Here is a 26204-nt window from a genome sequence, read left to right as displayed (position 1 = left end):
AGGGTCGAGGCAGTTTTTCTATTATTTAGTAAAACTTTCGGATAGCTGTGTTAAATGATATTTTAATTTTCTGATGTGTTCTTTAAATTCAAGTCCTTTAGAACCGCCAAAATACGTTGCAATACCTTCATCTAAAATTTGATGTGTTCTGGGGAAATAGCTATGTGTGTATAAATGCACAACTTCATGAGGATAATATTCAGAATTGTTTCCTGAAAAAATTAAATTTTCAGAAGGAAATGTTTCTGCACCAATTTGATTTTGACTGACCATCATGTCATCAAAATCAAAACCTCTTATCATTCTAAAGTGATTCATGTCTTTGCATAGAAAATATGTAAACGATATCACTTCTTTCTCAAAAAAGGCTGCCATCTGTTTATTAAATTGAACAAGTTTGTTTGCATTTTTTTTATCAAAAGAGTATTCTTGGTAGGATAAATATTTTATTTCATCAACGATAAATTCTTTAAAATTTTTAACATTATAATCTAAAATATTCTCAAATTTTATTTTGTTCTCGCTACTATATGAGATGAAATTATAAATCGCAAAGAGATTGCCGAAATTATTATTAGCTTTGATTAAAGCGATTTTAATCACACTCCTTTTCTCATCAATTTTAATAATTGATAAAATGGTTATTTTGTGATTTTTTGCATCATTGAATATATTCAGAATTTCAGCATCTGGATTTTTAAAGTATTTACTTTCTACCCAATAATTCCCTTTTTCATGATCTAAAGGTTCGTTAATGAACTTATAAAATTGATCCAAAATATCGGTTGAATAGGTTTCATTAAGGGTATAATTTAAAAAAAAATGACTTTTTTCTTGACAGTAACTGCGCAAACTGGAAAAAAGTAGAATTAAAAATACCAAGTGCTTCATGGTGCTTTTTTCGTTGACTTAACCAACTATTTCAATTTCTTAATCAGTTTTGCTTCATCAGCAAATTTTCTTATTTCAATTTTAGCAGCGCCTACCAGTTGGATTTCCGATTTATTAGCCGCATCAATCACTACGGTTGTACTAAAATTAACACTGCAATTGGAATAACTTTCTGTCGTCAAATCCGCATTTTTTAGAGTTAATTTGTTTGCCGTTAAACGGGCATTATTGTCTAATCGTATCACAGCACTAGTAGCTTCACCTTCCAGAGTCGCATCCGATTTTTGGTACATATCTATTTTCAAATTAGTTGCGGTGATTAAAGCCTTCAAGGAACTATTTTTACTTAATTCAATAGTAGTGTTTTCTGATTTTATGTTGAGCTCTGTTTTTGATTTGTCATTGGATTGTAGTACAAAATTTGAAGCATTAACATTCATAAACAACTTGGATGCATCATTCGTTTTCAAGGCGAAATCATCTAATAAAACTTCTTGAATAGCAGTTACCGTGGTTTCGTTTTTAGAGGTAATTGATTTTAGATCGCTCGTATACGTTATTCTGACGATTAATTTTTTGTAATTAGTTGCTTGTTTTGAAGTATAAATACGGAGTGTGTTATCACTTTCATCAAGCACAATAATATCGTGTAAATTCTCATCGGCTTCGATTTTTAATTCTGCTCTTTCCCCTCTTTCCAAAAACACTTCTATATTATCTTCAACGGTAAGTGATTCGAAGTCAACAATTTTTCTTTGCTCTGTTGTTACTATTTTAGATCCTTTGATTTTATCTTTCTTTTGCCCAAATGCTACTGTCGTTAAAACAAACAGCAGGAATAACAGCGTATACTTTCTCATAATATTTTAATTTTATATCTACACAAATGTAAAAAAAATCATCCACTTGTAGCGGATGATTTTTTTGATAGTAATAAATAAATGGAGAAGTAGATTACTTCAAAAAGATGTTTAGCTTACTTTTTATTGAATAAAAATTCTTGTCCATTTACCTTAAGAGTAAACTCATTTTTGGATTCTTTAAAATGAATTTCAATTCCTGCTGGTGAATAACTAAATGTATCTGTACCTATCGATTCAAAAGTAAGCGTGGGTTGATCTGTAGCAATTCCGGTAAGATTCCCATTTTCATCTGTTAAAGTGATTTCTATTGGAATCTGTTTGCTTGAAAAACTTCCAAGGTAAGCGTCTAAAATAACTGCTTTTTCCAACTCACTTTTATCGGCGGTCCACACATTATTTTGTGTATTGGTATCTGGTAAGGCATGATCTGGATCGATGGTAATGGATGCTATCTCTTCGGTTGAAGCATGTTTAAATGCCCAATTCGTGTTGCGTTGCCAGATCTCTACAGGGAGTTGAACTCTTGAAGTGGCTCCACTTTTAGTTTTGATTTCTAAAACTACTGGCATGGCCATTTTTTCTAAATTTTCAATATAAATTTGTGCTCCTAATTTCGGGTCATTTTTTAAATATTTAATTTTAGTAATGCCTTGATCTAGACTCCAATTATTGACGAACCAAGCTCTCCAAAACCAGTTTAAATCCTCTCCAGAAACATTTTCTATTGTTCTAAAAAAATCATCTGGCGTGGGGTGTTTAAAAGCCCAACGCTCTGTATACACTCTAAAAGCCTTGTCAAAACGTTCCTTTCCTAAAACCTGTTCTCGCAGCATAATCAAACCTGAGGATGGTTTTTCATACGCCAATAATCCTAAGTTCGATTCTTTCATGCCGTCGGGTGCAGTCATTATAGGTTCTAATTCTGCATTGGTTAACATATCTGCCATTCGTTGCATATCTGAAGGTCGTTTAGATTTATATTCTCCCTTATTGAAATCTTCGACACTCAATGAATTGATAAAGGTATTTAATCCTTCATCCATCCAAGCAAATAAACGTTCGTTAGAGCCCACAATCATAGGGAACCATCCATGCCCAAATTCATGATCCGTAACTCTCCACAACTCTCTGTCTTTTGACTTCCAGTCGCAAAAAACAATTGCGGGATATTCCATTCCGCCTTCATTTCCAGCTACATTGGTGGCAGTTGCATAGGGATACTCGAACCAACGTTTAGAATAATTTTCAACAGATGATTTGGTGTATTCCGTTGCACGACTCCAAGCATCTTGACCAGCGCTTTCAACAGGATATGCTGAAATAGCTAACGATTTTTTTCCGCTTGGTAAATTAATTTTTGCAGCATCTATAACAAATGCTGCTGAGGATGCCCAAGAAACATCACGAGCATTTTTTATTTTAAAATGCCAATCTAAAGTTGATTTTCCAGTAGGTCTAGAAGTTGTATTTGTAACTTCGGCTGCTGATCGGATTATAACCGTCTTGTCGCTCTTAGCAGCTAATGCCCACCTCTTCAATTGTTCTGCTGTGTATACTTCTATTGGATTGACTAATTCGCCGGAGCTTACTACAATATAATTTGCTGGTGCTGTAATGGTAACATCAAAATCGCCAAATTCCAAATAAAATTCGCCTGCTCCTAAATAAGGTAAAGTGTTCCAGCCTTTTACATCGTCATAAACACACATTCTAGGGTACCATTGCGCCATGGTAAATACTTTTCCATTTTTAGTGTCTAAAACACCCATTCTATCCGACCCAAAGTCAGGAGAAATAAATGAAAAATCAATTTTAAGTTGTACACTTCCACCATTTGGGTTTATCTCTTGCGGAAGAAATACTTGCATTCTAGTATCAATTATTTCAAATTTCGCATCAGTTTCTATGGTTTTCCCTTTTTTGTTAGTGACTATCTTAATCGATTTTATTTTATGTCCTCCGTCAAAAATTTGTCCTTTGTCACCGTTACGACTGCCTGCAATGGAGATTATTTTTTCGCCTCTAGAATCATTTTTAAACAAATTTTGATCGACATTCATCCACAAAAAAGAAATTTTATCTGGACTGTTGTTCGTGTACGTTAAAATTTCTGAACCAATAATTTCGTTGTTCTTTTCATTCAAAATAGCAGTTAATTTATAGTCAGCTTTGTTCTGCCAATATTTTGCCCCAGGCTGACCGCTCGCTGATCTGGATTCTGTGCCGTTTTTAGTATAAAAATTGGGGCCAAAAGAATCGTGATAATTGTATTTTGACGCACTTTTATTGTTTACAGTAGTTACAGTTTTGGTCTCTTGTGCTTGGAGTGACGCTACTCCAAAAAACAAAGCTAAATAAGGTGTAGCTTTAAAGAAAATGTTTTTCATAATGTGATTTTTTGATTGATGATTGTTGGTTGCGATCTTGATTTCGATCTTTAAAATGATTAAAAAATAGGGTTTAGATTGTTAAAAGCGCATTGTTTTTTTAAATAGGCTTCAAAAAAAACATCCTTGATTAGAGAATGTTTTTTATGACTTTTCAAAATTGTTTATATCCTGCTGATACTGCCCCCAGAATTAGATTCTTTACGAACTGATTTTGGTTCTTTGCTATAGCTTATGCTTCCGCCACTTGATGCTTCTGCATCTAAACTCACAATGGCATTGGTACTAATAGTTGCACCGCTGGATACATCGGCAGTGACTTCATTTGAGGCCAAATTTTTGGCGTCGATCGCACTGCCACTAGAGGCACTCAATTGTATATTTAAAGCAAGACCATTAATTTTGATAGTGCTTCCGCTACTAGAATCGCAGGTAATATCATCCGCCTCTATAGTAAGATCTATTGTCGCAGCACTTGATGTGTTTAGTGCTATATTCTCTCCTTTTATGGTGTTCTTACTAGTAATTGAAGCATCGCTACTGGCTTCGAGTTGCTCAATTACAGGCATTTTAACGGTTACTTTCATAACTTCGGTATTGATAAAATACGTTTCATCACATGATATTACCAATATTCCATTTTCTACAGTTGTAATAATGTGTTTTTGCAAGTTGTCATCTGCTTCAACCATTATTCCAGTTTCGTCCGATTGTTCAATAACGACATCTATGCTATTGCTGACTTCTATGCTTTTGAAATTGCCTTCAACAATGCGTTTCTCCGTGGTTATGTTTCCACTTCCCTTTATTGAATTCAAATTAATAGAGTGGTTGCACGAGGCAAATAACAATGCTATTATGGCAACCAGAATGAATTTTGTGATTAATGTGATGATTTTTAACATGACTAATTTGTTTTAATGATGATACCGTCTTTATTCATTGTTAAGCTACTTTTGGATGTAGTTGTTGTTATAATATTTTGTCCATTTACTTTTAAAATAACTTCCGAGGAATCACTTTTAGAATTAGGAGTATTGACATCTATATCTGTGGCCTCATTCGTGTTGCTTAGATTATTTTCATCACTCACGCAGTTTATGCATCTCAATATATTGTCTTCAACTCTATAAACGTCATTGCTAGATTCAGGGTTCCACAAGAAGTAATCTCCATCAGTACGATCATAATTTCTCATGGATGCATCTGGTTTTATTAGAGTTCCTTTAGGTAAATATAATGTTATTTCAATTTCCTGATCTCTGAATTTATTTTTTAAATCGGTTAATAAATAGTTGTCTAAAATCAATTGATTTCCAATTATTGTATAAGCATATTTAATTTTTTCTGCTCTTTTTTTAGCTTCTGACAATGATTTTCCTTTTGCCTCTTTTTCAATTTGGATGTAAGGTTGTTTTTCATCTGTATTTTCTATTTTAAAACTAACCTGATTAGAATAAATGACATCAGTACCCGTAGAATCTTGGCTTACTGTAAAATCAGTGCGATCTTCGACGTTTTTAGCAAAATAATCATTGTGTCTGAATTTGATATATAGAGTGTCATTTGGATTCAAATTAATAATTTCTTTCTTAACCACTCGACCGTCTACTGCAAAGGCACTTGCTTGTTTTATTCCAATTGATATCGCTATTGAAACCGCAATCAACCAAAGTGCTAACAAGGTGTATTTTGCAATGTTTCCTATAGATTTCATATTGGGAGCTAATAATTTGAACCCTAATAATGCTAGGAAAAAGAACGGAATTCCAACAGCAAAGAACATCAAAAGTCCAAAAGCCCATATCGGATAATCTGTAAAATTACCTGATTCTATAAAGCCCTGCCAAGGAAAATCAATAAATAATCCAGATCCTAGTGTAAAAATACCCACCAGTAGAAAAAATAATACTGTTATGCCAGTAATGATCAAAATTACTCCTAAAAATTTTGCAAAAACTTTGAAAACGGTCATGACAAAATCACCAAAGGAATTTCCCAATCTTCCCGCACCTGTTTTTATTTGATTCCCGTATTTATCGTAATCAACATTTTTCAATTTATCTGAAACATTTTCAAATTCTTCTCTTACTTTTTTTTCAATATTAGAAATAGTAACTGGTTCTCCCGTCATTTCTAGTTTTTCAGATGTGGTTATAGCTTCGGGTGCTACAATCCAAAGGATGATATAAGCTAAAATTCCAGTTCCAAATCCAGCAAAAACTAAAAGTATCAATGCAATTCTGATCCAAACAGCGTCTATTCCAAAATAATGACCTAAACCTGAAGCTACACCGCCAATCATTCCTTTTTCTTTATCGCGGTATAATTTTTTTGTTCTAGTGTTTGCAGTAGAGTTATAGGATGTAGCTCCTTTTAATTCATCCTCTATAATGTAGTCCTCCGGTTGTCCCATAACGGCAATAACCGCATCTACATCTCTTAAACCTACGACTTGTTTGTCGTTTACCAGTTTCTCATTCAGTAATTCCGAAACACGCATTTCAATATCTTTTATAATTTCATCATGTCCTGATGAGTTCGATAAAGAACGTTTTATGGCATCAAAATATCGTGTTAATTTTTGGTATGCATCTTCATCAATATGAAAAATCATTCCGCCTAGATTTATATTTACAGTTTTGTTCATGACTATTGTTTTTGGTTGGTTATAAGGTTTACGGCATCAGATAATTCAGTCCAAGTGCCACTAAGTTCTTTTAAAAATGTTTGTCCTATTTCGGTTAGACCGTAATACTTTCTTGGCGGTCCGGATGTGGATTCTTCCCAACGGTAGTTGAGCAATCCATCATTTTTCAATCGGGTTAGTAAAGGATAAATGGTTCCCTCAACTACTAATAACTTTGCGTTTTTTAATGTGTCTAATATTTCCGATGTGTATGCATCTTTTTCTTTTAATACAGATAAGATGCAAAACTCGAGAACCCCTTTACGCATCTGGGCTTTTGTGTTTTCAATGTTCATAATTTCTTTTTTTTGATTTTGTTTGGATTAAATAGTTCATTTTTTGATTGATGATTGATTTTTCTTTGCAACGTGCAAAGCAGTTTTGAATAACTTATTTTTTTGGGAGCTTAATCCCGCTTTTCATTACAATCTTTTTTATTTTAAAAAAAAATAAAAAAGGATTTCCATTGCAATCGGGGCTAGGGAATTCGCTTGATGAGAGCGTTTATTTGATAAATGGAATCGTTATCGGATAGTTATATTTTTCACCGTTTGATGTTTTGATAGAGGCATATATGATTAAAAAGAATTCAGCGACTTTCAAAAGACCAAATAGTACAACAGCTATTATCCCTACTGTTACCATTCCGATGTTTCCATCTATATTAAAATTTCTAAAAACAAAATCGTGATCATTAACCACCGCCTCAAAAGGAACATTATTAAAAAGTGTGATTAAAAATGTAGGAACAGCAATTAAAACAAGCACTAAAGAATACAATAATAAACTCAACTGAAAATTTAGAACTTGCTTTCCGTGGTGATCCACAAATTCAGAGCTTTCTTTTTTTGAACTCCAAAATAGTATTGGAAAAATATAATTTCCAAAAGGAATAAAATATTGAGTCAATGCACTCAAGTGCGTAAATGTTGCGGTATTTTTTTCAATTGTGGTTTCCATTTTAATTTTTTTAATTAGTGATTGATTGATAATTGAAATTTTACAAGGGCTTATTTATTTGTACCTAGTAATTTCTTATGCAAATATATATCTAAAAGACAGTATCTTGTTTCGCATAGTACCTAATATTAACAAAAAATTAACAAAATAAAGTATTAGGCGTGCATAGTATTTTTTTGTATATTAGCAAAAATCCTAGTGATTATAGAGTATGCCAAGATTTAAACTCTCAAAAAGCAGGTAAGAATGGCGTCACCTTATTTTTATTAAAAACTTATATTTACTACCTATGAAACTAACAGCATCAAAACTCAATAAATTTCTCTTCTTTAAATTGCCGTCAGCGTTTATCTGTGGTGTGCGTGTCGCCACTATTGATGAAAAACAATGTGTGGTATCTGTAAAACACCGATGGATCAATCAAAACCCATTCAATTCTATGTATTTTGCTGTTCAAGCAATGGCGGCAGAACTAGCTACAGGTGCTTTAGTAATGTTTCAGATTCAAAAAAGTGGTAGAAAAATATCGATGCTTGTTGCTAACAACAAAGGGAATTTTACAAAAAAAGCAACCGGAAGAATTACTTTTACTTGTAATGATGGGCATTTAATCGAACAAGCTATTCAGGAAACTATAGCCACCGGTGAAGGGCAAACCTTCTGGATGAAGTCTATTGGTACTGATGAAAAAGGGGTTCAAGTATCAGAAATGGATTTTGAATGGAGCGTTCGCGCTAAGTAGCTCCCAGCAGAGTTTGGTGTAATTTAATTAGGCAAAGCATATTTCAATTACATATCGTTAAATATCGAAAAACACCGCAGATTTTAGCGGTGTTTTTTTTTTGGATATAATTAGAATATTTGATAATTAACATTTTTTGCCAGATGCCTTTGTCATTGCAGCATCGCACTTTTTTCCTTCAGCTTTGCATTTCACTTGACACTTTTCTAACATTTCAGCACTCATCGCTCTAGATTTGGAATCTTTTTTAGAACAACAGGATTCCTTTTTAATTCTTTCCTGTGGATTTGTCTTGTTTTCTTGAGCACTTCCGACTATTGTTACAAATGCAAAGGCCAATACAGTTACTATTTTTTTCATTTTCATTTTTTTTAATAGTGTTAATTAATGATCGTATTCAATTTTTTACTTTCAAATATAATTAAAATAGTGCCTTACTTAGATGAAGTTTAATTGTCTCAAAATATTTTTGTTTTTAAAACCATAACACTTTTTGATATAAAACAAGTACTATAACACCATCTATTTCGGCAGTAATAAGCAGTATATTTTACCAGCTACTACGAAATAGGATTATATTGGGCGAGTAGATTTAACAGGATAAATTTAGTAATATAATCTAAAATCAAGCAGTTTGCAGCGTGCATATTGCTTTTCAAATAATTCATTAACTATTGCTACAGGATCATCTTGTTCTTCAAATAAACTAAAAAAAAGAGTATCAAGTACACTACTAGTTAATGTGCTAGAGGATGTGCCATAACCTGAAATAGCTCTCGCTCCTGTAACATCTAAGAAATATTGTGCTTCATCATTGCCTAAGTCTAAAACCTTTGAATTTGCAAAATGTAAAATTTTCCCTTTCATTTTCCCTTCAAAAATTTCTGCTATTTCTTCTAAAGTATAATAATATTCATTGAGGCAAATAGTATTTCCTTCGCCTTGCATGACAAAGTAGATTATTTCATAATTTTTGAAATTATGATCATCGTAAAGTAGTGTATTTAAACTTTCTTCCAAGCTCTCAATAGTATCGCATGTTTTATAAATGCTCGCGATTCCTTGCTTAAAAGCTAATTGTTCTAAATTTTTGACAACTTCGCTAGCTGTTTCAGTTTCAATATCAGCGACTGCTTCAAGGCAAAAAATAAAAGTATCTGAATCCATGGAGTTTAATTTATGAAGATGAGCAATGATCTGGAAAGTGGAACACATTTAATTTGAACTTAATAAATCTGAGCATTCCAAATTAGCATTAGTATTCTAGTAATTATTTCTGATACTAGTATTTTTTAATATCCCCACTTTGTATTTTAATTTACAAAAATACTTCAGAAACGAATTCGCTGGTAGTTTTTACGCTAATTAATTATTAACTCTTAGAATCCAATTTCGATTATCTAATTTTAAAGTTGCGTTAGTCAATTATTAATACTGATTACGTTAATTTTTTTTATACTTAAGAATTATCAAATCAAGCTGAAGAGTCATTTATAAAGAAATAACTTTAATGCTCAATCCAGTCGAAATAATTTAATTAGTAATTTCTGTACAAGGATTTAATTCCGAATTAAACGTAAAACTGGCAACTAATTAATAGAAAATCAACCCATAGAAGAATTTACTTTTCCTTATGGAGTAAAGGTGGTTACTAATAACCGAAATAAAATTTTGCTTTTATAATATACGGTATTGTATCAGGTAATTTTTTTCTTTACAGTAGCAAAAGATTCAAATGGTTAAAATTTTTAATACCTTAGTTAAGAACTTAATTTCAAATAAATATAATCTCTCATTAAATGCTATAAAAAGACAATTGGTATTTTATTAGTGTAACAAATTACTAAAAAAGGAACTAATCACTCAGAAAGTTAAGAAAATATAAAAAATCAATTAATAAACCTTAAACAATGAAAAACCTAAAAATTTCTTTTGTTGCTGCAGTCGTTCTTATGGCTTCGTGCAATAAAAAAGAAGAATTAATTTCAGGAGTCACCAAAAAAAACATGGATACGCTTGTAAATCCTGGTGACAACTTTGATGCCTATGTAAACGGAACGTGGGTTAAAAACAATAAAATTCCAGCTGATAAAACTTCCTACGGTGCTTTTGATGTCTTGTATGATCAATCTCAAAAGGATGTAAAAGCGATTATCGAAGAAGCATCAAAAGGTACTTTTACCGAAGGCTCAGACGAACAGAAAATTGGCGATTACTACAGTTCTTTCATGAACAGAAAAGACCGCGATGCCAAAGGAATTGCGCCAATCCAACCAGAATTGAAAAATATTGATGCTATTGCAAATTATTCAGATTTGGCAGCTTATTTTGGAAAATCAAACAGAACAGGTGTTTCAATGCCTTTTTCTGTTGTCGTTACCGAAGATTTTAAAAACCCAAAACAGTACACTTTAATGACTTGGCAAGGCGGATTAGGTCTTCCTGAAAGAGAATACTATTTGCAAGCCGATGCCAAAATGGTAGAAACGCGTACTAAATATGTAGCACATATAGAAAAAATGTTGCAGTTAATTGGACTTCCAAATGCAGCTGAAAGTGCTACTAAAATTATGGCTTTGGAAACCGTATTGGCAACCAACCACATGAAAAAAGAGGAAACTAGAAACACGGCAAAACTCTATAACAAATACAATGTAGCCGATTTAAAAAAGTTAATGGCTGATTTCGATTGGAATGCAATGCTTAAAAATGCAGGTATTGAAAAAGAAAAAACAATCGTAATTTCTCAGGTCGAATATACCAAAAGCTTAAATAATATTATCAAAAACACGCCAATAGATACTTGGAAAACCTACCTAAAATGGAGTTTGATAAACAATACTGCTAATTATTTAACAACGGCTTTAGACAAACAAAATTTTGACTTTTATGGAAAAACACTTTACGGTACAGAAGCTCAGGAAGAAGATTGGAAAAGAGGCGTAAATTCTGTAAACGGTGGCTTGGGAGAGATTGTGGGTAAAGTATATGTAAAAAAGCATTTCTCGCCAGAAGCGAAAGAACGCATGACCGGAATGGTGAAAAATCTATTGAAAGCCTATGCTGAAAGTATCAAGAAGCTAGATTGGATGAGCGCAAACACCAAGAAAGAAGCACTTGCCAAAGTAGATAAATTCATGATTAAAATTGGTTATCCAGACAAATGGAGAGATTATTCAGCTTTAAAAGTGGCCAAAAATGACTTGTTTGGAAATACCGAAAGAGCTAGAGAATTTGAATACAACAGAATGCTAAACAAGTTAGGAAAACCTGTTGATAGAACAGAGTGGGGAATGACACCTCAAACGGTAAACGCCTATTACAATCCTACCTTAAACGAAATTGTATTTCCAGCGGCTATTTTACAACCACCTTTCTTTAATTTAAAAGCAGAAGATGCAGTAAATTATGGCGGAATTGGAGCGGTAATTGGTCATGAAATTGGTCATGGTTTCGACGATCAAGGAAGTACTTTTGATGGTGAAGGTGTTATGAGAAACTGGTGGACACCACAAGATTTAACATCTTTTAAAGCCAAAACAAAATCTTTAGTAGATCAATACAGCGCTTTCAAAGTATTTCCAGATTTAAATCTTAACGGAGAGTTTACCCTTGGCGAAAACATTGGAGATTTGGGAGGATTGAGTATTGCAATTAAAGCCTACAAATTAAGCCTTAACGGCAAAGAAGCACCAGTAATGGATGGTTACACTGGAATCCAGAGAGTGTTTTTAGGTTGGGGACAAGTATGGCTAGACAAGAGCCGTGAAAAAGCAATACGAAATCAAATTGCTTCCGATCCACATTCGCCGGCTAAATTCAGAATTAATGCTGTAGTACGCAACGTTCCAGAATTTTATGAAGCATTTAAAATTAAACCAACAGATTCACTTTATTTAGCAACTGATAAACGTGTTAAAATTTGGTAGACGATTTCATATCAAATGAAAGCCCAGCAGTAATGTTGGGCTTTTTTTGTTTTAAAAAACATTCTGGCAAGTGCTATTTTAATTGTAATTAAATTAGAACTAAACTCATAATTCATTGTTTATTTCTTAATTAAAATAGTAAGTTTCCTTGTACTTGATCCAACAGAAATAACTTTATGGTTAGTTCGAATGTGATACTATCACCAGCGTCTAAGACCTATTGTTCGCACTAGGGTTTAGATTTATTTTTTGAATAATCATTGAATTTAAATAAACATTCAAACTAACAACGAAAACCATTAGCGCCGTTGAAATAATACTTATCTATTCTTAGAAGAGCGAAAATCAAAACTATTTTCGCAGCATAAGAGATAAAACTATTCCTAAAAACTCGTTGTAGTTAAAATTTGCAAAACAGAAAACTACTTCGAAATGATATTAGAATGACGAGTCAGCTTTCCTTTTTTAGGGTTTAAAAAAAATAATAAACATACCATTCTTTAGATAGTGCATCTTCTTGCTGTGTTTCGGATAGCTTATACCAAACTTTTAAATCTACATTGTCTATGTACATATAAAGTCATGACTAGTTAGATTTCATAGGTAAATCATGTACGTAATCGTGTATGTTGTGTTAAGTTACTAAAAGTTTAGACATAAAAAAACGGATTAGTTGACACTAATCCGTGATTTACTTGACTTTAAGTCTGTAGCGAGACCGAGATTTGAACTCGGGACCTCAGGGTTATGAATTTGAACCATATTTTAAACCCCTAATGTTTACGGTGCTTTGCAAAGCTATTTTTGTGCGAAATAATGTAAATCGTATGCGCTTTAGTATTCTTGTTGTTAAGTTATTTTTAATTATTTGTGTTCTTCTTTTTGTGTTTTTATCGGATAGATTCTGTTACTCAACTTCTTCTATTTCCTTTCTCCAAACAACCTGCATATTACTATGCAGTTTGACTTTTATCGTTGTCATTTCGTTGTAGTAGGGATTGTAAAAAGTCTTTGTCTTTTTTTAATTCTGTGTTTTCTTTTCGCAAAGCTTCGTTTTCGAATTGCAATTGTAAAAAATCGGTAGTTTGTGCTTTTTCGTTAGATGTGTTTTCGTAACCATCAAACAACTCAAATAAATTTACTTTTAGTGCTGTTGCGATATTTTGCAATTTAGATAGTGGAATGTCAGATTTTCCATTTTCGTAATCTACGTAAGTACGTTTTTTTATGCCTGACAGCTCAACAACTTCATCTTGAGTTAATTTTTTTTTCTCTCTTATTTCTTTGATAATCAATTGCATATTCGAATATTGTTAAAAATTTGCGATATTTCGCATTATAAATTGCAAAATATTGCAAATGTTGTATATATTTGCAATAATCAATATAGCAATTCTGTAACACTAATGTAGCAAAAGTGTAGCCACGAAAGTAATAAAAAATATTGCAAAATTCTGCTATTTATAGAAAAATGTTGCAATTGATTGAATTTCAAACCGAATGTTAATTAAAACCTATGAGACGAACGGCAAAAACGAATCGACGATACAGATTGCATCAAAAGTTGATAAAAGCAGGAGTGAAATACAATGCGAATCTTAAAACGATTTATCTGCCTTGGGATTTTGAAATGGAGAATATGGATTTGAAAGAATTACAAAAAGAGTATAGTTACCAAATACAATTGGAAATATGATTACAGACAAAGAAAGAGTTCTTTTGATTGAAACATTAGGAAAGCAATATTCTGCAAAAGTATCACAGCATCTACAGAAATTGAAAATTAAAAATGCCATTGGCAAAGATTACACAACACACAGCATCCGAATTTTTGTAAACGGTATGCGTGAAAATGAAAAGGTAGAAATAGCCATTATGCAATTGGTCAATAAAACCATAAAAGCAAAAAAAATAATGCAAAAAAAGCGTAAAAAATTATCTAAAGTTTAAGTTTAATGAATCCAAAAGTTTTATCAATATTCAACAACGCCAAAATCTTTCTTTCCCAAGAGGAACTGAAAGAACTTGCCTTGTGTATTGATAAAGAATTTGGAAAACCCGCTCCCAAAAAAGTAAAAAAATCGAACGCTTTAGAAAACTGGACATTAGAGAGTGTAACTGAAATGCTTATTGCAACACAATTTAGTAAAAAGAGAAAAGCATAAAAATACCTCCAGCAAATGCTGAAAATTCCTAGACGCATTCGGGTGTATTCCGCCCGATGCTGAAAGGTTATAACGACGTATGTATGATGAATAAACAGAAGTTAGATAGTAAAGTTTTTTCGTTGGCTTCCAATCTTTTTGGCTTTGGGAGTACTGTCGAGAAAAAGAAAACCCTAGAAAGCATTGCGACAACTGTTGCAACTTCTTTGCAATTGGACAATCGCATTATGGCGGTTTATCCTGCTATAACGATGGAAGCCTTTTCTGTTACAATGGACAATTACCGAAAGTACATTGCGGGTTATAACTTCAAGACGAATGCTGAGAACGGTTTGATTGACAAACATAATGCGAATGTTAGATGTTTTATACGTCAAAATGAATTGAACGAAATGCAAAAGGAATTCTCTGTGCTTTTTGTGAAGAATAAACAATCCTTAAAAGCTAGAGAATATAACGAAAACGTGGATACTTTTTGTAAAGATTACGGAATGATTATGTACAAGAAAAAAACACATACGGTGAAATATGCAACGGAATTGGTTTTTCAAAACTTGCTACACCTGTACAATTCGCAACTAATGAAACGCAATGAGCAGTATATGAAGTTGGGCGTTACGGCTATCAGACCTATTGAAGAGTTTAAAATCAATTCATTTTTAGTAACCGAATTAAAACGTAACGGAATAAACAGTTTAAACCTTTGTACAAAGACGGTGCGTAACCACAGGCAACGATTGCAAGAATGTGGAGTATTTGTTGATTATGTTTTCAAAGGGCAAAATAGACCCGTAGAAGTACATATAAATGCTGAAATTTTGACGGTTTTAGACCTCAAAACCTCAAAATTAACAATGGCTGAAAATCAACGGTTTATCTCTGAAAGCGAGAAAGTATTACCTGATAACAATGAGAGTACTAGAACATCTTTAAATGAATGTCAAAAGAAAGAGAATGTGAAAAACATTCCTCTTTTTAATAAGGAGTTCCCTTTGGTCACGCCTTCTTATTTGTTTTTTACAGGAACACCAGCCAGCAAGGAGCAAAATCCAACCGAGGGGGCGGGGGCGGAAAATGTTAAAGTTTTAGAAACTTTGTCCGAAAAACTGCAAAACTTAATTATACACCCGCAGGAACTAGCTGTAAATCTCGCCAACAAGGAATACAACAACTACAAACCGATAGATATTCGCTACTTGTTCAAAGAAGCCTATTCGGGAACAATGCTAAAAGAGGATTTTCGAGAACTTGTGATACAAGATTTCTTTAAGAGTATTTCAAAAATTTACAAAAATACTACGCCATTTGTAGGTTCTTGGAAGAAAGCCATTGCACTTTATATGCAAAACAAGTGGATTGCTTTTACAGGCGAAGCATTTAATAAAGCATCAATTGTCGAAGACGTGCAACAAATGCGTTGGAGAGCGGAATGGGCGAGAAAATGGTTTGTAAAAAATGAATTTCCGCCATTATTTCCTTATGATTATTTTGATATGACCCGAAAAACTTCAAAAGAAGTCGGTTTTGAATATACAAAAATCAAATGGGGAGAGTATTTACAAGGAAAGATAAAATACGAAGCTTTGAAAAAGAAGCAGGAAGCCAATGCAGTTCGTAGAAAAGTAGCGATTAATTATGCTGAAAAATGCGAGAATGAAGTAAATCGTTTCTTTAAAAACAAAATTACTATGCCACAATTGTTTGATTATGTCGAAAAGAATTTGCCAGTAGAATATTTGGAGAAATTACCCCAAATGATTGAAAAAAAGTCCTTAAAAATGAATGAGAAAGTAATAAACATCGATACCGATTTTGCACAATATGATTTTAGTGAATTTTAACCTAATCCATTTATAACTATGCCAGTATTTGTTCCTGAATCCTCGAAAATTAAAATGGTAATCCTTACCAAAAGCAAACAAAGTAATGCTGTTTGGTGGTCGCCAATAAATCAAAACAAACGCAACACTCAATCTGTAATTGCAAGTATGTTGCGACGGTTTGAAAAACACGCACTATCGAAAATTACAAACGTTATTCAGTTTTACGAAAATGGGAATTTAATTGTGGTAAAAAAGTTATGAAGTCTATTCAATTGAAAAATATTAAAGTAGATGAAATTGAAGTTTTAAGGGAGCAGATAATCTATTTTGTAAACGACAAAATCGAAGCGTTAAAAAGTATGAATAAGGAAAATGCGGAGTTTTATATTGGCTTCATTTTAATTGATATTTTAATGCGTTTGGCTTTTAAACTGAGAAATAAAATAGAGCGAAACTTCAAAAACGCTGTATCGATGCGATTTACTATTTCCGAGGCATCGGCACTTTTTTTATTGTGCATTCAAGAAGTATCGTTTTTAACCGATTATCAAAAATACGTTCTCTTGAAAACAAGAAATAACATTGACCAACAATTAACCAATTTGATTTAAACCAAAGGAGAATGCTAAAAACACTACACTACATTAGAGATAAAAAAGAACTGCAAGCATTGTATTTGAGTCAAGTTCCCGAATTGTATATAAGAAAAGAAATAAACGAAATACTCAAAGAAACTAGAAAATCAATTCCCGCAGGAATGCGAATGAATGCGAAGAATATTTCGACACAGGAAGTAATTATGTTTATAGAAAAAAATGGAACTCCAGACGGTTACATTCTATCTGACGAATTGAAAATCAAGTTGAATGATTATCGGGAATTATTGTCAAGCAAAAAACTATTTAAAAAAAGATATAAGGATGTCACGTAAATATGCAATCAAATCGAACAACCCAACAAATGCATTAATAAACAGAAATTTTATTATACGTATTCTTGAAAATCCGAAAGAAAATCCAGTAAAAAACACCAAATTAACCTCTGCAAATAAGCTTTCGAACTTTGTAAATGATGAAGAACTTAAATTAAAGCTTTTTAATAAAGTTTTAGATGGTGGAAAGGACAAATATTCGTTTCTGATAAGAAGTCGTCTTAAAATTGATTTTTGCTCAAAATAACTTTTGATAGTTAGGTTTCTGTATTTGTTGAAATGTTTAATTACATTTGAAGTGAAATCTAGTAATAAGTTTAAAAAAAATGATGAATGGTGCAACGTTGCTTAACAAAATATTCTTCAAAAAGTTGCAACTTGAATAAAAGCATCATACATATCTCTATAATAAGGGATTTTAGTATTACCCCATAATAGAACGTTTGATATTGTCAACTACTTTATAGAAGCCCACAACTTATTTAAAAACTAACTTTGCGAATTGCAATAATGAATTTGAGAAAATAAAATATGCCAACACTACACTGGATAGGAAAAGAAAAAGTTATCAATCATCACATGGATGTTCCTTTTAAGGTTTTGGAACATTCCTACGGTTTTAATAATGGAAATCAATCTGAGGAAGAAACAAAAAGCGGAAATAAAATTATTCATGGGGATAATCTTGAAGCATTAAAATCTCTTTTACCTGAATACGAAGGAATAATAAAATGTATTTACATAGACCCACCCTATAATACAGGTAACGAAAGTTGGGTTTACAATGACAATGTAAACGACCCAAAAATAAAGAAATGGCTCGGGCAAGTTGTAGGCAAAGAAGCTGAAGACCTTACAAGGCATGATAAATGGCTTTGCATGATGTATCCCCGTTTGAAATTACTGCATAAACTATTGGCAGATGATGGAGCGATTTTTATTTCTATTGACAAGAATGAAGAAGCAAGCCTTAAATTAATTTGTGATGAAATATTTGGATCAAGTAATTTTATCGCAAATGTTGCGGTTGTAAATAACTTGAAAGGAAGAAGTGATGATAAATTCATTGCAACTGCTCACGAGAGTTTAATGATTTTTCAGAAAGGAAAATTTGTAACAAACGGCGTTCCTATTCCTGAAGAATATCAAAATGAATATAAAGAAAAGGATAACAATGGTCATTATAGATTGCTTGGATTAAGAAAACGGGGGAGTAATTCACGAGAAATAGACCGTCCAAATTTGTTTTATCCAATTTATTACAATAAAGAAAATAACAACGTATCCGTTGAAAAACAAGAAGATTGGATTGAAATTATTCCTAAATTATCAAGTGGCGAAAATGGCAATTGGCGTTGGGGAAAGGAAACTTTAAGTAATAGACTTGACGAAGTTGAAGTCAGAATAGTGAAAACGAGAAATGAATTTGATGTTTTTCAAAAGGATTATTTAAGTAAAGATGGTGCAAACAAAACTATAAAGCCAAAATCATTTTGGCTTGGTTCTGAATTTTCAAGTGAAGCTGGAACGCTTCAATTAAAAAAAATCTTTGAACAGAAATCTTTTCAAACACCAAAGTCAGTTGATTTTATTCAATATTGCTTACATCAAGCAACAGATAAAAATTCTATTGTTCTTGACAGTTTCGCAGGAAGTGGGACAACGGCTCATGCCGTTCTGAATAGTAATAAACTAGATAAAGGAAATAGAAAGTTCATCTGCATCGAAATGGAAGATTATTCGGAAACTATTACAGCCGAAAGAGTAAAAAGAGTTATCCAAGGTTACGGCTCAACCGAAGGTAAAGGCGGGAGTTTTGATTTTTACGAATTGGGAGAATCGATGTTTTTAGAAAATGGCACTTTGAATGAAATTGTTGGCATTGAGAAAATACGCCAATATGTTTACTACACCGAAACCCAAAAGCCACTTGAAGAAGTAGAGCATTTGGACAACAAACATTATCTAGGTAAACACAATGATACCTCCTATTACTTTAATTATGAGCAGGACGAAGTTACGACCTTAGACCATGCTTTTTTGGCTACTATGAAAACCAAAGCAGAACAATATGTGATTTATGCTGACAATTGTTTGCTCACAAAAGAGTTCATAATCAAGCATAATATTATCTTCAAGAAAATTCCAAGAGATATAACGAGGTTTTAGAAGCAAATAGAATGCAACTTGTAAAGAAGTTTTACAAGTTCAGTAAGAAATAGAATGAGAGGTAGAAGTTAATGAAAATCATTAAACGATGGGGATATTAATAGATTGTGTAAGAATTGCCAATTTTAGAGGGATAAAAAATTTAGAAGTAAATTTATCAATTCTTACAATGCTTGTTGGAGCAAATAATTCGGGGAAGACATCATTTTTAAGAGCTTTACACCTTGCTTTGGGAACAGACCGCAAAGGAATTTCGAGAGATGATATTTATTATGATGGGATAATAGACCCTGACACGCTCGAAATAATAACAGACGTTCGTATCATTTCGGTTGATGCAGATGGAAAACGAATTCAAGAGTTTGAGGATAAGTGGGCGGAAAGCGAAGATTTAAGTGGCGATTACATCAAATTTGATACTGACGGGAATCAATTCGTTGCATTCCGCACTCGTTATAAATTTGATATTCTCACACAATCATACAAAGCCGAAATAAAATTATTAAAACAATGGTTGCCTTTTGCCACTTGGCAAGAGAAAAGTCAAGAAGATAAATTCGCAAAACCTAAATCAATTTCATCAATATTCATTGATGCACAAAGAGATATACATTTAGATTTGAATGACAGAACTTCATTTTTAGGAAAACTAACAAACAAGCCCGACATAGTCCATGATGTTGTCACCAAAATAGAAGAAGAGATACATGATTTGAATGAGCGGATTATTAACGGTAGTAAGCCTCTTAAATTTTTAAAAGAGAAATTGCAGGAACTTAATAATACTGTTAATTCGGCAGGGAATGGGGTTGAAATAATGCCAATGGACAAGAAATTGAAAAATATTGGTAGGAATATGAATATCAACTTTAAGGATACAAATTTCGAGAGTTTCCCTCTTGAATATCACGGAATGGGAACAAGAAGTTGGGCATCTTTGCTAACACTTAGTGCATATATTTCTTGGTTAGAAAGTATAAATAATCTATATTTTCCAATATTAGCAATAGAAGAACCCGAGGCACATTTACATCCAAACGCACAGAGACAATTGTGCAGCCAATTGCAAAATATATTTGGGCAAAAAGTAATAAGTACGCATTCTCCATTTGTTGCTGCACAATGTAATTTAATGAATTTGCGACATTTTTATAAGGATGAAAAAGGATTGAAAGTTGGGCAGTTGATGTTTATTGAAGATGAAGTAGAGTTGATAAAATCTTTCGAAGAGGATTTAAGAGATAAAAGCAAAACTTCTGAAGAGAAAAAAGCAATACAAGAAAGACTTAAAGAACTAAAAAGAATAAAAGGTCAGAAACTCAATTCAGATGAGCAAAGAAAAATAGAACGAAATATATTGAACACAAGAGGAGAGTTGCTTTTTTCGAAAACATTAATACTATGTGAAGGAGAAACAGAAGAGCAGGCACTACCAATATTCGTCAAAGAAAAATTGGGAAAATATCCTTTTGAATTAGGTTTTAATTTTGTTGGTGTTCGAGGTAAAAAGAATTACAAGCCTTTTTTGAATTTTGCTAAATTTCTGAATATTAGATGGTATATTTTGAGTGATGGCGACCAAAATACTGAAAAAGAAGTGAAAGATCAGATTGCGGAAGTTTTTGACGAAAATGAATATGCAAATTTATTCACTCTCGATACTTTTGATTTTGAAGAATATTTATTAGAAAAAGGTTTTGAAACTGTTATATCAGGTGCTATTAGTAAAGTTGAGAGTAATGAAATTTATATTCAGGAATACATAGAATCCTACAACAACAATCCAACAAAAGATAAAGACGCAGATGGCAATGTATTAACAAGAAACTACAAATCCGATGAAGATGGAGGAGTAAGAAGAGCGTTATTGGATTGTATGCACGAAAATAAAACAAAATATTCAGTAGAAATTTCAACTGCAATATGTGATAAAAAAGATGAAACAGGAAAAGCAATTTTGCCTCCTAAGATAAATGAACTGATTGAAAGGATGGCACAAGACTTAAATATCGTAATACCATGAACATTCAGGACGAAATTATAGAGTACCAAGGCGAAGCATTGCTAGTTATGGCAAGTGCTGGAAGCGGAAAAACGAGCGTTCTTACCAAAAGAATCCGTCGGCTTTTGCAAGAAGTTAATTCGAAATTTCACATCTTAGCACTAACATTTACCAATAAAGCGGCTAATGAAATGGAAGAAAGATTGGCAGATGTTGAAGAAATCGACCGTCGTGCATTTATAGGCACATTTCATAGTTTTTGTTTAGATATAATTCAAAAACATGGTTATGCCATAGGATTGGGAGAGCAACCTTTTATTTTCGAAAAAAATGACGACCGTATTTCTTTACTAATTCAAGTGTTTGAAAAACCTGAAAACTGGGATTTAAAAAAACATTATGTAGAGAAAGATAAAAAAGGACAAATGCAGTTTATAAACAACGCATTGTCGTACATCAGTCTAAAAAAGAAAAATCTTAAAGGAATTGAAAAATTTGATTCTTTAGACAATGATAAAGAAAATATCAAAATACAAAAAATGTATAATGAATACAATGATTTGTTGGAGTCTCAAAAAGCAATGGATTTTGATGATGTAATTTTAAAAGCATACCAAATTTTTTCGGAACGACCAGAGATTGCAAAATTATATAGAAAACAATTCAAATATATTTTTATAGACGAAGCACAAGATTTGAATTTTTCTCAGTACGAATTATTGAAATTGTTGTGTAATGGAGAGCATAAAAATGTAATGATGGTTGGTGACACAAAGCAGTCGCTCTATAATTTTAATGGTTCGGATATAAAGTATATGCAAGAGAAATTTATTTTAGATTTCAACGCAGAAAAAAAAGAATTAGTTACTAATTATCGGTCTGCAAAGAAAATAATTGAGGTTGCAAATCATGTAATCAAAGGTTCTATGACTGGGTACGAGACAAGCATTGAAGGGAAATTTATGCTCTTAGATAATTGCAAGACAGAAAAAGAAGAAGCCTTTAAAATAGTTTTAGAAATAAAGAAGTATTTAGAAAGTAAATCATATTCAGAGGAAATAATTTCAGAAGATATTTCAATGTCTGATATTGTTATTTTAGCTAGAAGTAAATATTTATTCAAATATGTTAAGGAAGAGTTAGATTCACAAAAAATACTTTGTCACTTTAAAAAGGGAAGCGAAACAATAAGTTTCGACAGTCAATTGATGAATGTTTTCGATTTGGGATTAAGGGTATTGATAAACCCATTAGACAAGTTAGACTTTGAAGCTATTTTAAAAGTATATGACATCGAACTAAATGAGACGGTGGAGTATAGTTCAGGATTTGAGAAGCTAATAACAGTAAGTAAGCAGTTGTATGACTCTAATTTACTCGAATATCAAAAAATATTAAAATCTTGGAAAATAATAAATGATTCCGAAAGATTTAATTTTCAATCGGCACTTACTATTTTAAAAGACGAAGTAAGTGAACCAAATAACAGTAATGGTGAAGATAATATTAAAGAAAAAGAGGGAGAATTAATAAAGTCAGATATTGCAGAATATGAAAAATATTGGAAGTTGTATGCTCGAAACACTAAAGCAGATTTAAAATCATTATCGCATTTCAAAACGCAATTATCTCTAGGTACAATTATACCCAAAGAAGAAGAGAATGGCATTACTCTTAGTACGATACATTTATCAAAAGGATTAGAATTTAAAATTGTATTTGTTATTGGTTTAGATGATGGTTCTTTGCCGTATTATAAGAGTAAACAAACTGGCGGAAATGCATTGATTGAGGAAAAAAATATATTCTATGTAGCAGTTACGAGAGCAAAAAGAGCTTTATATATTTCATACCCGCAAACAAGAATAATGCCTTGGAATCCAGAAGTACCCAAACCTCAAAAACCATCAGAATACCTAGAGGGATTAAAAGAATTAGAAACTACATAACAAGACTATAAAGTGGAATTAAAACCATATCAACAACAAGTAATCAACGACCTTTCATTGTTTTTGGAACACCTACAGGAAACCAAAGACACAAAGGATGCCTTTTATGATTTTTGGGCAAAGCATCCAAGAACGCCTCTTTTTCCTTATTCGGGAACAGCCATTGAACCATACAAAAACAATGTACCAAGAGTGCCACATATTTGTGTAAAAGTGCCGACAGCAGGGGGTAAAACCTTTATTGCCTGTAATGCTATCAATACAATATTTAATGCTTTCGATTATGACAGGACAAAGGCAGTTGTTTGGTTAGTTCCATCAATTACGATTTTAGATCAAACAATAAAGAATTTAAAAGACCCTTCGCATCCGTATCGTCAAAAAATAAATTCCCATTTCGGCAATAAAGTTGAAGTTTTTGACAAAGCCACATTATTGCAAGGAAATGGATTTAATATTACAAGTGTAAAGGAACAACTTAGCATTATGGTTTTCAGCTTCGATAGTTTGAGAGCTAAAAATAAGGAAGACAGAAAGGTGTTTCAAGAAAATGGAAATCTGCAATCCTTTGAAAACCTTTTAGGAAAAGAGGCAGAAATTACTTTGGGTTCAGTGATTAAATACCTAAATCCTTTGGTAGTTGTCGACGAAAGTCATAATGCCGAAAGTGATTTGAGCGTGGATATGCTTAAAGAAATCAATCCTTGTTTTATTCTTGACCTTACAGCAACACCGAGAAAAAACAGCAATATTGTCAGTTTTATTGATGCTTTGGAACTGAAAAAAGAAAACATGGTAAAACTACCTGTTATCGTTTATAATCATCATGACAAAACCGAAGTAATCAATTCAAGTTTGCAATTGCAAAAGCGTTTGGAATTGCAAGCCATTGAGGAAGAAAAGAAAGGCGGTAAATACATTCGCCCCATTGTATTGTTTCAGGCACAGCCTAAAAATGGCAAAGCCTTTTTGAACGAAGAAGAAGAAAAATCAAATGTTCAGAAACTAAAAGAAAAACTTATTGAGTTAAAAATACCTGCCGAACAAATAAAGATTAAAACCGCAAACATCAATGAAATAAAAGGCATTGATTTAATGAGTAAAGAATGTGAAGTTCGTTACATCATTACCATAAACGCATTAAAGGAAGGTTGGGATTGCCCGTTTGCTTATATATTAGCTTCATTGGCTGACAAGAGTTCTGCAGTTGACGTTGAGCAAATTTTAGGTAGAGTTTTACGCCAGCCTTATGTAATGAAACACGATTTTCCTTTGCTTAACTTGAGTTATGTTTTAACGGCATCGTCAAAATTTCTTGAAACACTCGATAATATTGTTAAGGGTTTGAACAAAGCAGGATTTAGTGAAAAAGATTATAAAATTGCTGACCCTGCAATGATTGAAGAAGCTAAAAAGCAAGATGCATTTCAACAGTTGGCAGTTTTTCCAACAACCATACTAACAGGTACTACACTAACAGAAGCCGAGCAAACGGAAGATATTACATCTGATATCGATACTTCAAGAATTCATATTACTTCTGAAACTGAAATTCCTAGTAAAACTGTATATGAGATTGAAAAATCTGGTATTCAGCAAAATGAAGAATTTGAAAAAACTGTTTTCGAAATGGAAACAAATAATACAATAATTTTACCAAACGAAATACAAAAACTTGTGAAGACATATGGCATTAAAGATATTTTCCAAGAGCAAGCAGTACAAATTAATTTACCACAGTTCTATTTAAAAGTAACTGGAGCAGATTTATTTGGAGCATTAGAGCATCAATTGTTGGAAAAAGAAGATCTTTTAAAAGGTTTTGCGTTAAGTAAGGCAGACACAAATATTGCTTTTGACAGCATTACATCTGAACTCTACAAAGTTGATTTAGACGAAACCAAAAAGGAACACACCCCAACTTTTGTTAGGTTAGATGGACAAGTGAAAGAAAGTATAATGACTTATATTCTTGACCCATCGAGAAAAGAAAGCAGAGTAAAGAATTTTACTAAAAGAATAATGGATTTGATAGGTAATATGTTTCCTATACCTGACATGGAAATTGAGAAATATATAAACCGAATTTTGGAAGATTTTAAAGATGAACAATTCAATGACTTAGCAAGTAATGAATATACTTATAAAGATAAAATCAAAGCAAAAATTATTGATTTGTCTGAAGTATATGCAGAGAAAAAATTTAAAGACTTTTTAGACACAGATAAAGTATCTATTAAACCTTCATTTATTTTACCACGAAGTATTTCGCCAGGTGATACCGCAAAGGACATCACAAAATCGCTTTACGAGAAAGAAGGGAGTATGAACGGCTATGAAGAACGTGTTATCAATGAAATTGGAAACATGAGTAATATTGCCTTTTGGACGAGAAACATTGAAAGAAAAGGTTTTAAAATAAATGGTTTTGTAAATCATTTTCCTGACTTTATCATTCAATCAAAAAGTGGAAAGACAATTTTATTGGAAACAAAAGGAGACCATTTAGATGCGGAACAAAAAATCAGACTTGGTGGACTTTGGGCAAGTAAAGCAGGAAACAATTACCGTTATTTTATGGTTTACGAAAGACGGACTGTTGATGGAGCATATAAATTGGAAGATTTTTTAAACACTATAAGAGAAATTTAGTCAACATTTTTGATTGTATATATGTATTTTTATAATACAATGAAAATTGCTC

The 26204-nt window shown here is 32.4% G+C and carries 24 protein-coding genes; 14 read left to right on the top strand and 10 right to left on the bottom strand.

The window, feature by feature from the left end:
• Positions 1 to 21: 21 nt before the first annotated feature.
• The 7 genes from AC061C_RS08450 to AC061C_RS08420 form a co-directional block, all read right to left on the bottom strand.
• Positions 22 to 891: a hypothetical protein gene (locus AC061C_RS08450; protein WP_478290799.1), complete on the bottom strand. Its 870-nt coding sequence runs from the start codon at positions 889 to 891 to the stop codon at positions 22 to 24.
• Between the two features lie 26 nt (positions 892 to 917).
• Positions 918 to 1751 (bottom strand): GIN domain-containing protein, encoded by an 834-nt coding sequence (locus AC061C_RS08445; protein ID WP_478290798.1) that lies wholly within the window; start codon positions 1749 to 1751, stop codon positions 918 to 920.
• A 116-nt stretch (positions 1752 to 1867) separates the two neighbouring features.
• Positions 1868 to 4141, bottom strand: coding sequence for a M1 family metallopeptidase (locus AC061C_RS08440; RefSeq protein WP_478290797.1), 2274 nt, complete (start codon positions 4139 to 4141; stop codon positions 1868 to 1870).
• A 164-nt stretch (positions 4142 to 4305) separates the two neighbouring features.
• Positions 4306 to 5046, bottom strand: coding sequence for a head GIN domain-containing protein (locus tag AC061C_RS08435; RefSeq protein ID WP_478290796.1), 741 nt, complete (start codon positions 5044 to 5046; stop codon positions 4306 to 4308).
• A 2-nt stretch (positions 5047 to 5048) separates the two neighbouring features.
• The gene (locus AC061C_RS08430; protein WP_478290795.1) at positions 5049 to 6791 is read right to left on the bottom strand and encodes a PspC domain-containing protein; all 1743 of its coding nucleotides are present in this window, start codon (positions 6789 to 6791) and stop codon (positions 5049 to 5051) included.
• Positions 6792 to 6793: 2 nt separating this feature from the next.
• Positions 6794 to 7126 carry a PadR family transcriptional regulator gene (locus AC061C_RS08425; RefSeq protein ID WP_099713267.1) on the bottom strand — a complete coding sequence of 111 codons (333 nt, stop codon included), beginning with the start codon at positions 7124 to 7126 and terminating at the stop codon, positions 6794 to 6796.
• Between the two features lie 208 nt (positions 7127 to 7334).
• Complete coding sequence (locus AC061C_RS08420; protein WP_309759297.1) at positions 7335 to 7790, bottom strand: DUF4870 domain-containing protein; 456 nt, start codon at positions 7788 to 7790, stop codon at positions 7335 to 7337.
• A gap of 289 nt (positions 7791 to 8079) precedes the next feature.
• Here AC061C_RS08420 and AC061C_RS08415 point away from each other — a divergent pair, with 289 nt between their 5' ends.
• Complete coding sequence (locus tag AC061C_RS08415; RefSeq protein ID WP_417944096.1) at positions 8080 to 8532, top strand: DUF4442 domain-containing protein; 453 nt, start codon at positions 8080 to 8082, stop codon at positions 8530 to 8532.
• 126 nt (positions 8533 to 8658) lie between these two features.
• Here the strand turns inward: AC061C_RS08415 and AC061C_RS08410 are convergent, their stop codons facing one another.
• Together AC061C_RS08410 and AC061C_RS08405 are read right to left on the bottom strand one after the other, a co-directional pair.
• Positions 8659 to 8892, bottom strand: a complete 234-nt coding sequence (locus tag AC061C_RS08410; protein ID WP_478290794.1) for a hypothetical protein — start codon at positions 8890 to 8892, stop codon at positions 8659 to 8661.
• Between the two features lie 246 nt (positions 8893 to 9138).
• Positions 9139 to 9699 carry a DUF6642 family protein gene (locus tag AC061C_RS08405; protein WP_478290793.1) on the bottom strand — a complete coding sequence of 187 codons (561 nt, stop codon included), beginning with the start codon at positions 9697 to 9699 and terminating at the stop codon, positions 9139 to 9141.
• Positions 9700 to 10442: 743 nt separating this feature from the next.
• Here AC061C_RS08405 and AC061C_RS08400 point away from each other — a divergent pair.
• Entirely contained in the window at positions 10443 to 12461 is a 2019-nt protein-coding gene (locus AC061C_RS08400; RefSeq protein WP_478290792.1) for a M13 family metallopeptidase, read from the top strand.
• A gap of 953 nt (positions 12462 to 13414) precedes the next feature.
• On the opposite strand, the gene AC061C_RS08395 is transcribed toward AC061C_RS08400, so the two are convergent.
• The gene (locus AC061C_RS08395) at positions 13415 to 13762 is read right to left on the bottom strand and encodes a helix-turn-helix domain-containing protein (protein WP_478290791.1); all 348 of its coding nucleotides are present in this window, start codon (positions 13760 to 13762) and stop codon (positions 13415 to 13417) included.
• A gap of 215 nt (positions 13763 to 13977) precedes the next feature.
• Here AC061C_RS08395 and AC061C_RS08390 point away from each other — a divergent pair, with 215 nt between their 5' ends.
• The 12 genes from AC061C_RS08390 to AC061C_RS08335 all read left to right on the top strand — a co-directional run bounded on the left by AC061C_RS08390 (position 13978) and on the right by AC061C_RS08335 (position 26152).
• Entirely contained in the window at positions 13978 to 14157 is a 180-nt protein-coding gene (locus AC061C_RS08390) for a hypothetical protein (RefSeq protein WP_478290790.1), read from the top strand.
• Positions 14154 to 14411, top strand: a complete 258-nt coding sequence (locus AC061C_RS08385; protein ID WP_059114463.1) for a hypothetical protein — start codon at positions 14154 to 14156, stop codon at positions 14409 to 14411. Before AC061C_RS08390 ends, AC061C_RS08385 begins: the two co-directional genes overlap by 4 nt.
• A gap of 5 nt (positions 14412 to 14416) precedes the next feature.
• Entirely contained in the window at positions 14417 to 14626 is a 210-nt protein-coding gene (locus tag AC061C_RS08380) for a hypothetical protein (protein ID WP_478290789.1), read from the top strand.
• 83 nt (positions 14627 to 14709) lie between these two features.
• A complete protein-coding gene (locus tag AC061C_RS08375; protein ID WP_478290788.1) occupies positions 14710 to 16467 on the top strand; it encodes a hypothetical protein in 1758 nt (585 codons plus the stop codon).
• An 18-nt stretch (positions 16468 to 16485) separates the two neighbouring features.
• On the top strand, positions 16486 to 16710 hold the full coding sequence (locus tag AC061C_RS08370) for a hypothetical protein (protein ID WP_478290787.1): 225 nt from the start codon (positions 16486 to 16488) through the stop codon (positions 16708 to 16710).
• Positions 16707 to 17060 carry a hypothetical protein gene (locus tag AC061C_RS08365; protein WP_478290786.1) on the top strand — a complete coding sequence of 118 codons (354 nt, stop codon included), beginning with the start codon at positions 16707 to 16709 and terminating at the stop codon, positions 17058 to 17060. The genes AC061C_RS08370 and AC061C_RS08365 overlap by 4 nt, the downstream gene beginning before the upstream one ends.
• Before the next feature lie 11 nt (positions 17061 to 17071).
• A complete protein-coding gene (locus AC061C_RS08360; RefSeq protein WP_417984168.1) occupies positions 17072 to 17380 on the top strand; it encodes a hypothetical protein in 309 nt (102 codons plus the stop codon).
• Entirely contained in the window at positions 17370 to 17627 is a 258-nt protein-coding gene (locus AC061C_RS08355; protein WP_416857611.1) for a hypothetical protein, read from the top strand. The genes AC061C_RS08360 and AC061C_RS08355 overlap by 11 nt, the downstream gene beginning before the upstream one ends.
• Before the next feature lie 284 nt (positions 17628 to 17911).
• A complete protein-coding gene (locus AC061C_RS08350; protein WP_478290785.1) occupies positions 17912 to 19549 on the top strand; it encodes a site-specific DNA-methyltransferase in 1638 nt (545 codons plus the stop codon).
• Between the two features lie 88 nt (positions 19550 to 19637).
• Complete coding sequence (locus AC061C_RS08345) at positions 19638 to 21572, top strand: ATP-dependent nuclease (RefSeq protein WP_478290784.1); 1935 nt, start codon at positions 19638 to 19640, stop codon at positions 21570 to 21572.
• A complete protein-coding gene (locus AC061C_RS08340) occupies positions 21569 to 23500 on the top strand; it encodes an ATP-dependent helicase (RefSeq protein WP_478290783.1) in 1932 nt (643 codons plus the stop codon). The genes AC061C_RS08345 and AC061C_RS08340 overlap by 4 nt, the downstream gene beginning before the upstream one ends.
• A 12-nt stretch (positions 23501 to 23512) precedes the next feature.
• Positions 23513 to 26152 (top strand): DEAD/DEAH box helicase, encoded by a 2640-nt coding sequence (locus tag AC061C_RS08335; RefSeq protein WP_478290782.1) that lies wholly within the window; start codon positions 23513 to 23515, stop codon positions 26150 to 26152.
• Positions 26153 to 26204: the final 52 nt, after the last annotated feature.

The organism is Flavobacterium sp. GNP010, from assembly GCF_056428945.1.
The sequence above is the reverse complement of the archived record's forward strand: the minus strand, read 5'-3'. Positions and strand labels throughout refer to the sequence as shown.

Coding starts and splice junctions, on each gene's coding strand:
- AC061C_RS08450 (WP_478290799.1), bottom strand. CDS start 891: ATGAAGCACTTGGTATTTTTAATTCTACTTTTTTCCAGTTTGCGCAGT.
- AC061C_RS08385 (WP_059114463.1), top strand. CDS start 14,154: ATGATTACAGACAAAGAAAGAGTTCTTTTGATTGAAACATTAGGAAAG.
- AC061C_RS08345 (WP_478290784.1), top strand. CDS start 19,638: ATGGGGATATTAATAGATTGTGTAAGAATTGCCAATTTTAGAGGGATA.
- AC061C_RS08445 (WP_478290798.1), bottom strand. CDS start 1,751: ATGAGAAAGTATACGCTGTTATTCCTGCTGTTTGTTTTAACGACAGTA.
- AC061C_RS08415 (WP_417944096.1), top strand. CDS start 8,080: ATGAAACTAACAGCATCAAAACTCAATAAATTTCTCTTCTTTAAATTG.
- AC061C_RS08400 (WP_478290792.1), top strand. CDS start 10,443: ATGAAAAACCTAAAAATTTCTTTTGTTGCTGCAGTCGTTCTTATGGCT.
- AC061C_RS08395 (WP_478290791.1), bottom strand. CDS start 13,762: ATGCAATTGATTATCAAAGAAATAAGAGAGAAAAAAAAATTAACTCAA.
- AC061C_RS08425 (WP_099713267.1), bottom strand. CDS start 7,126: ATGAACATTGAAAACACAAAAGCCCAGATGCGTAAAGGGGTTCTCGAG.
- AC061C_RS08350 (WP_478290785.1), top strand. CDS start 17,912: ATGCCAACACTACACTGGATAGGAAAAGAAAAAGTTATCAATCATCAC.
- AC061C_RS08365 (WP_478290786.1), top strand. CDS start 16,707: ATGAAGTCTATTCAATTGAAAAATATTAAAGTAGATGAAATTGAAGTT.
- AC061C_RS08405 (WP_478290793.1), bottom strand. CDS start 9,699: ATGGATTCAGATACTTTTATTTTTTGCCTTGAAGCAGTCGCTGATATT.
- AC061C_RS08430 (WP_478290795.1), bottom strand. CDS start 6,791: ATGAACAAAACTGTAAATATAAATCTAGGCGGAATGATTTTTCATATT.
- AC061C_RS08440 (WP_478290797.1), bottom strand. CDS start 4,141: ATGAAAAACATTTTCTTTAAAGCTACACCTTATTTAGCTTTGTTTTTT.
- AC061C_RS08375 (WP_478290788.1), top strand. CDS start 14,710: ATGATGAATAAACAGAAGTTAGATAGTAAAGTTTTTTCGTTGGCTTCC.
- AC061C_RS08360 (WP_417984168.1), top strand. CDS start 17,072: ATGCTAAAAACACTACACTACATTAGAGATAAAAAAGAACTGCAAGCA.
- AC061C_RS08390 (WP_478290790.1), top strand. CDS start 13,978: ATGAGACGAACGGCAAAAACGAATCGACGATACAGATTGCATCAAAAG.
- AC061C_RS08435 (WP_478290796.1), bottom strand. CDS start 5,046: ATGTTAAAAATCATCACATTAATCACAAAATTCATTCTGGTTGCCATA.
- AC061C_RS08420 (WP_309759297.1), bottom strand. CDS start 7,790: ATGGAAACCACAATTGAAAAAAATACCGCAACATTTACGCACTTGAGT.
- AC061C_RS08340 (WP_478290783.1), top strand. CDS start 21,569: ATGAACATTCAGGACGAAATTATAGAGTACCAAGGCGAAGCATTGCTA.
- AC061C_RS08410 (WP_478290794.1), bottom strand. CDS start 8,892: ATGAAAAAAATAGTAACTGTATTGGCCTTTGCATTTGTAACAATAGTC.
- AC061C_RS08370 (WP_478290787.1), top strand. CDS start 16,486: ATGCCAGTATTTGTTCCTGAATCCTCGAAAATTAAAATGGTAATCCTT.
- AC061C_RS08380 (WP_478290789.1), top strand. CDS start 14,417: ATGAATCCAAAAGTTTTATCAATATTCAACAACGCCAAAATCTTTCTT.
- AC061C_RS08355 (WP_416857611.1), top strand. CDS start 17,370: ATGTCACGTAAATATGCAATCAAATCGAACAACCCAACAAATGCATTA.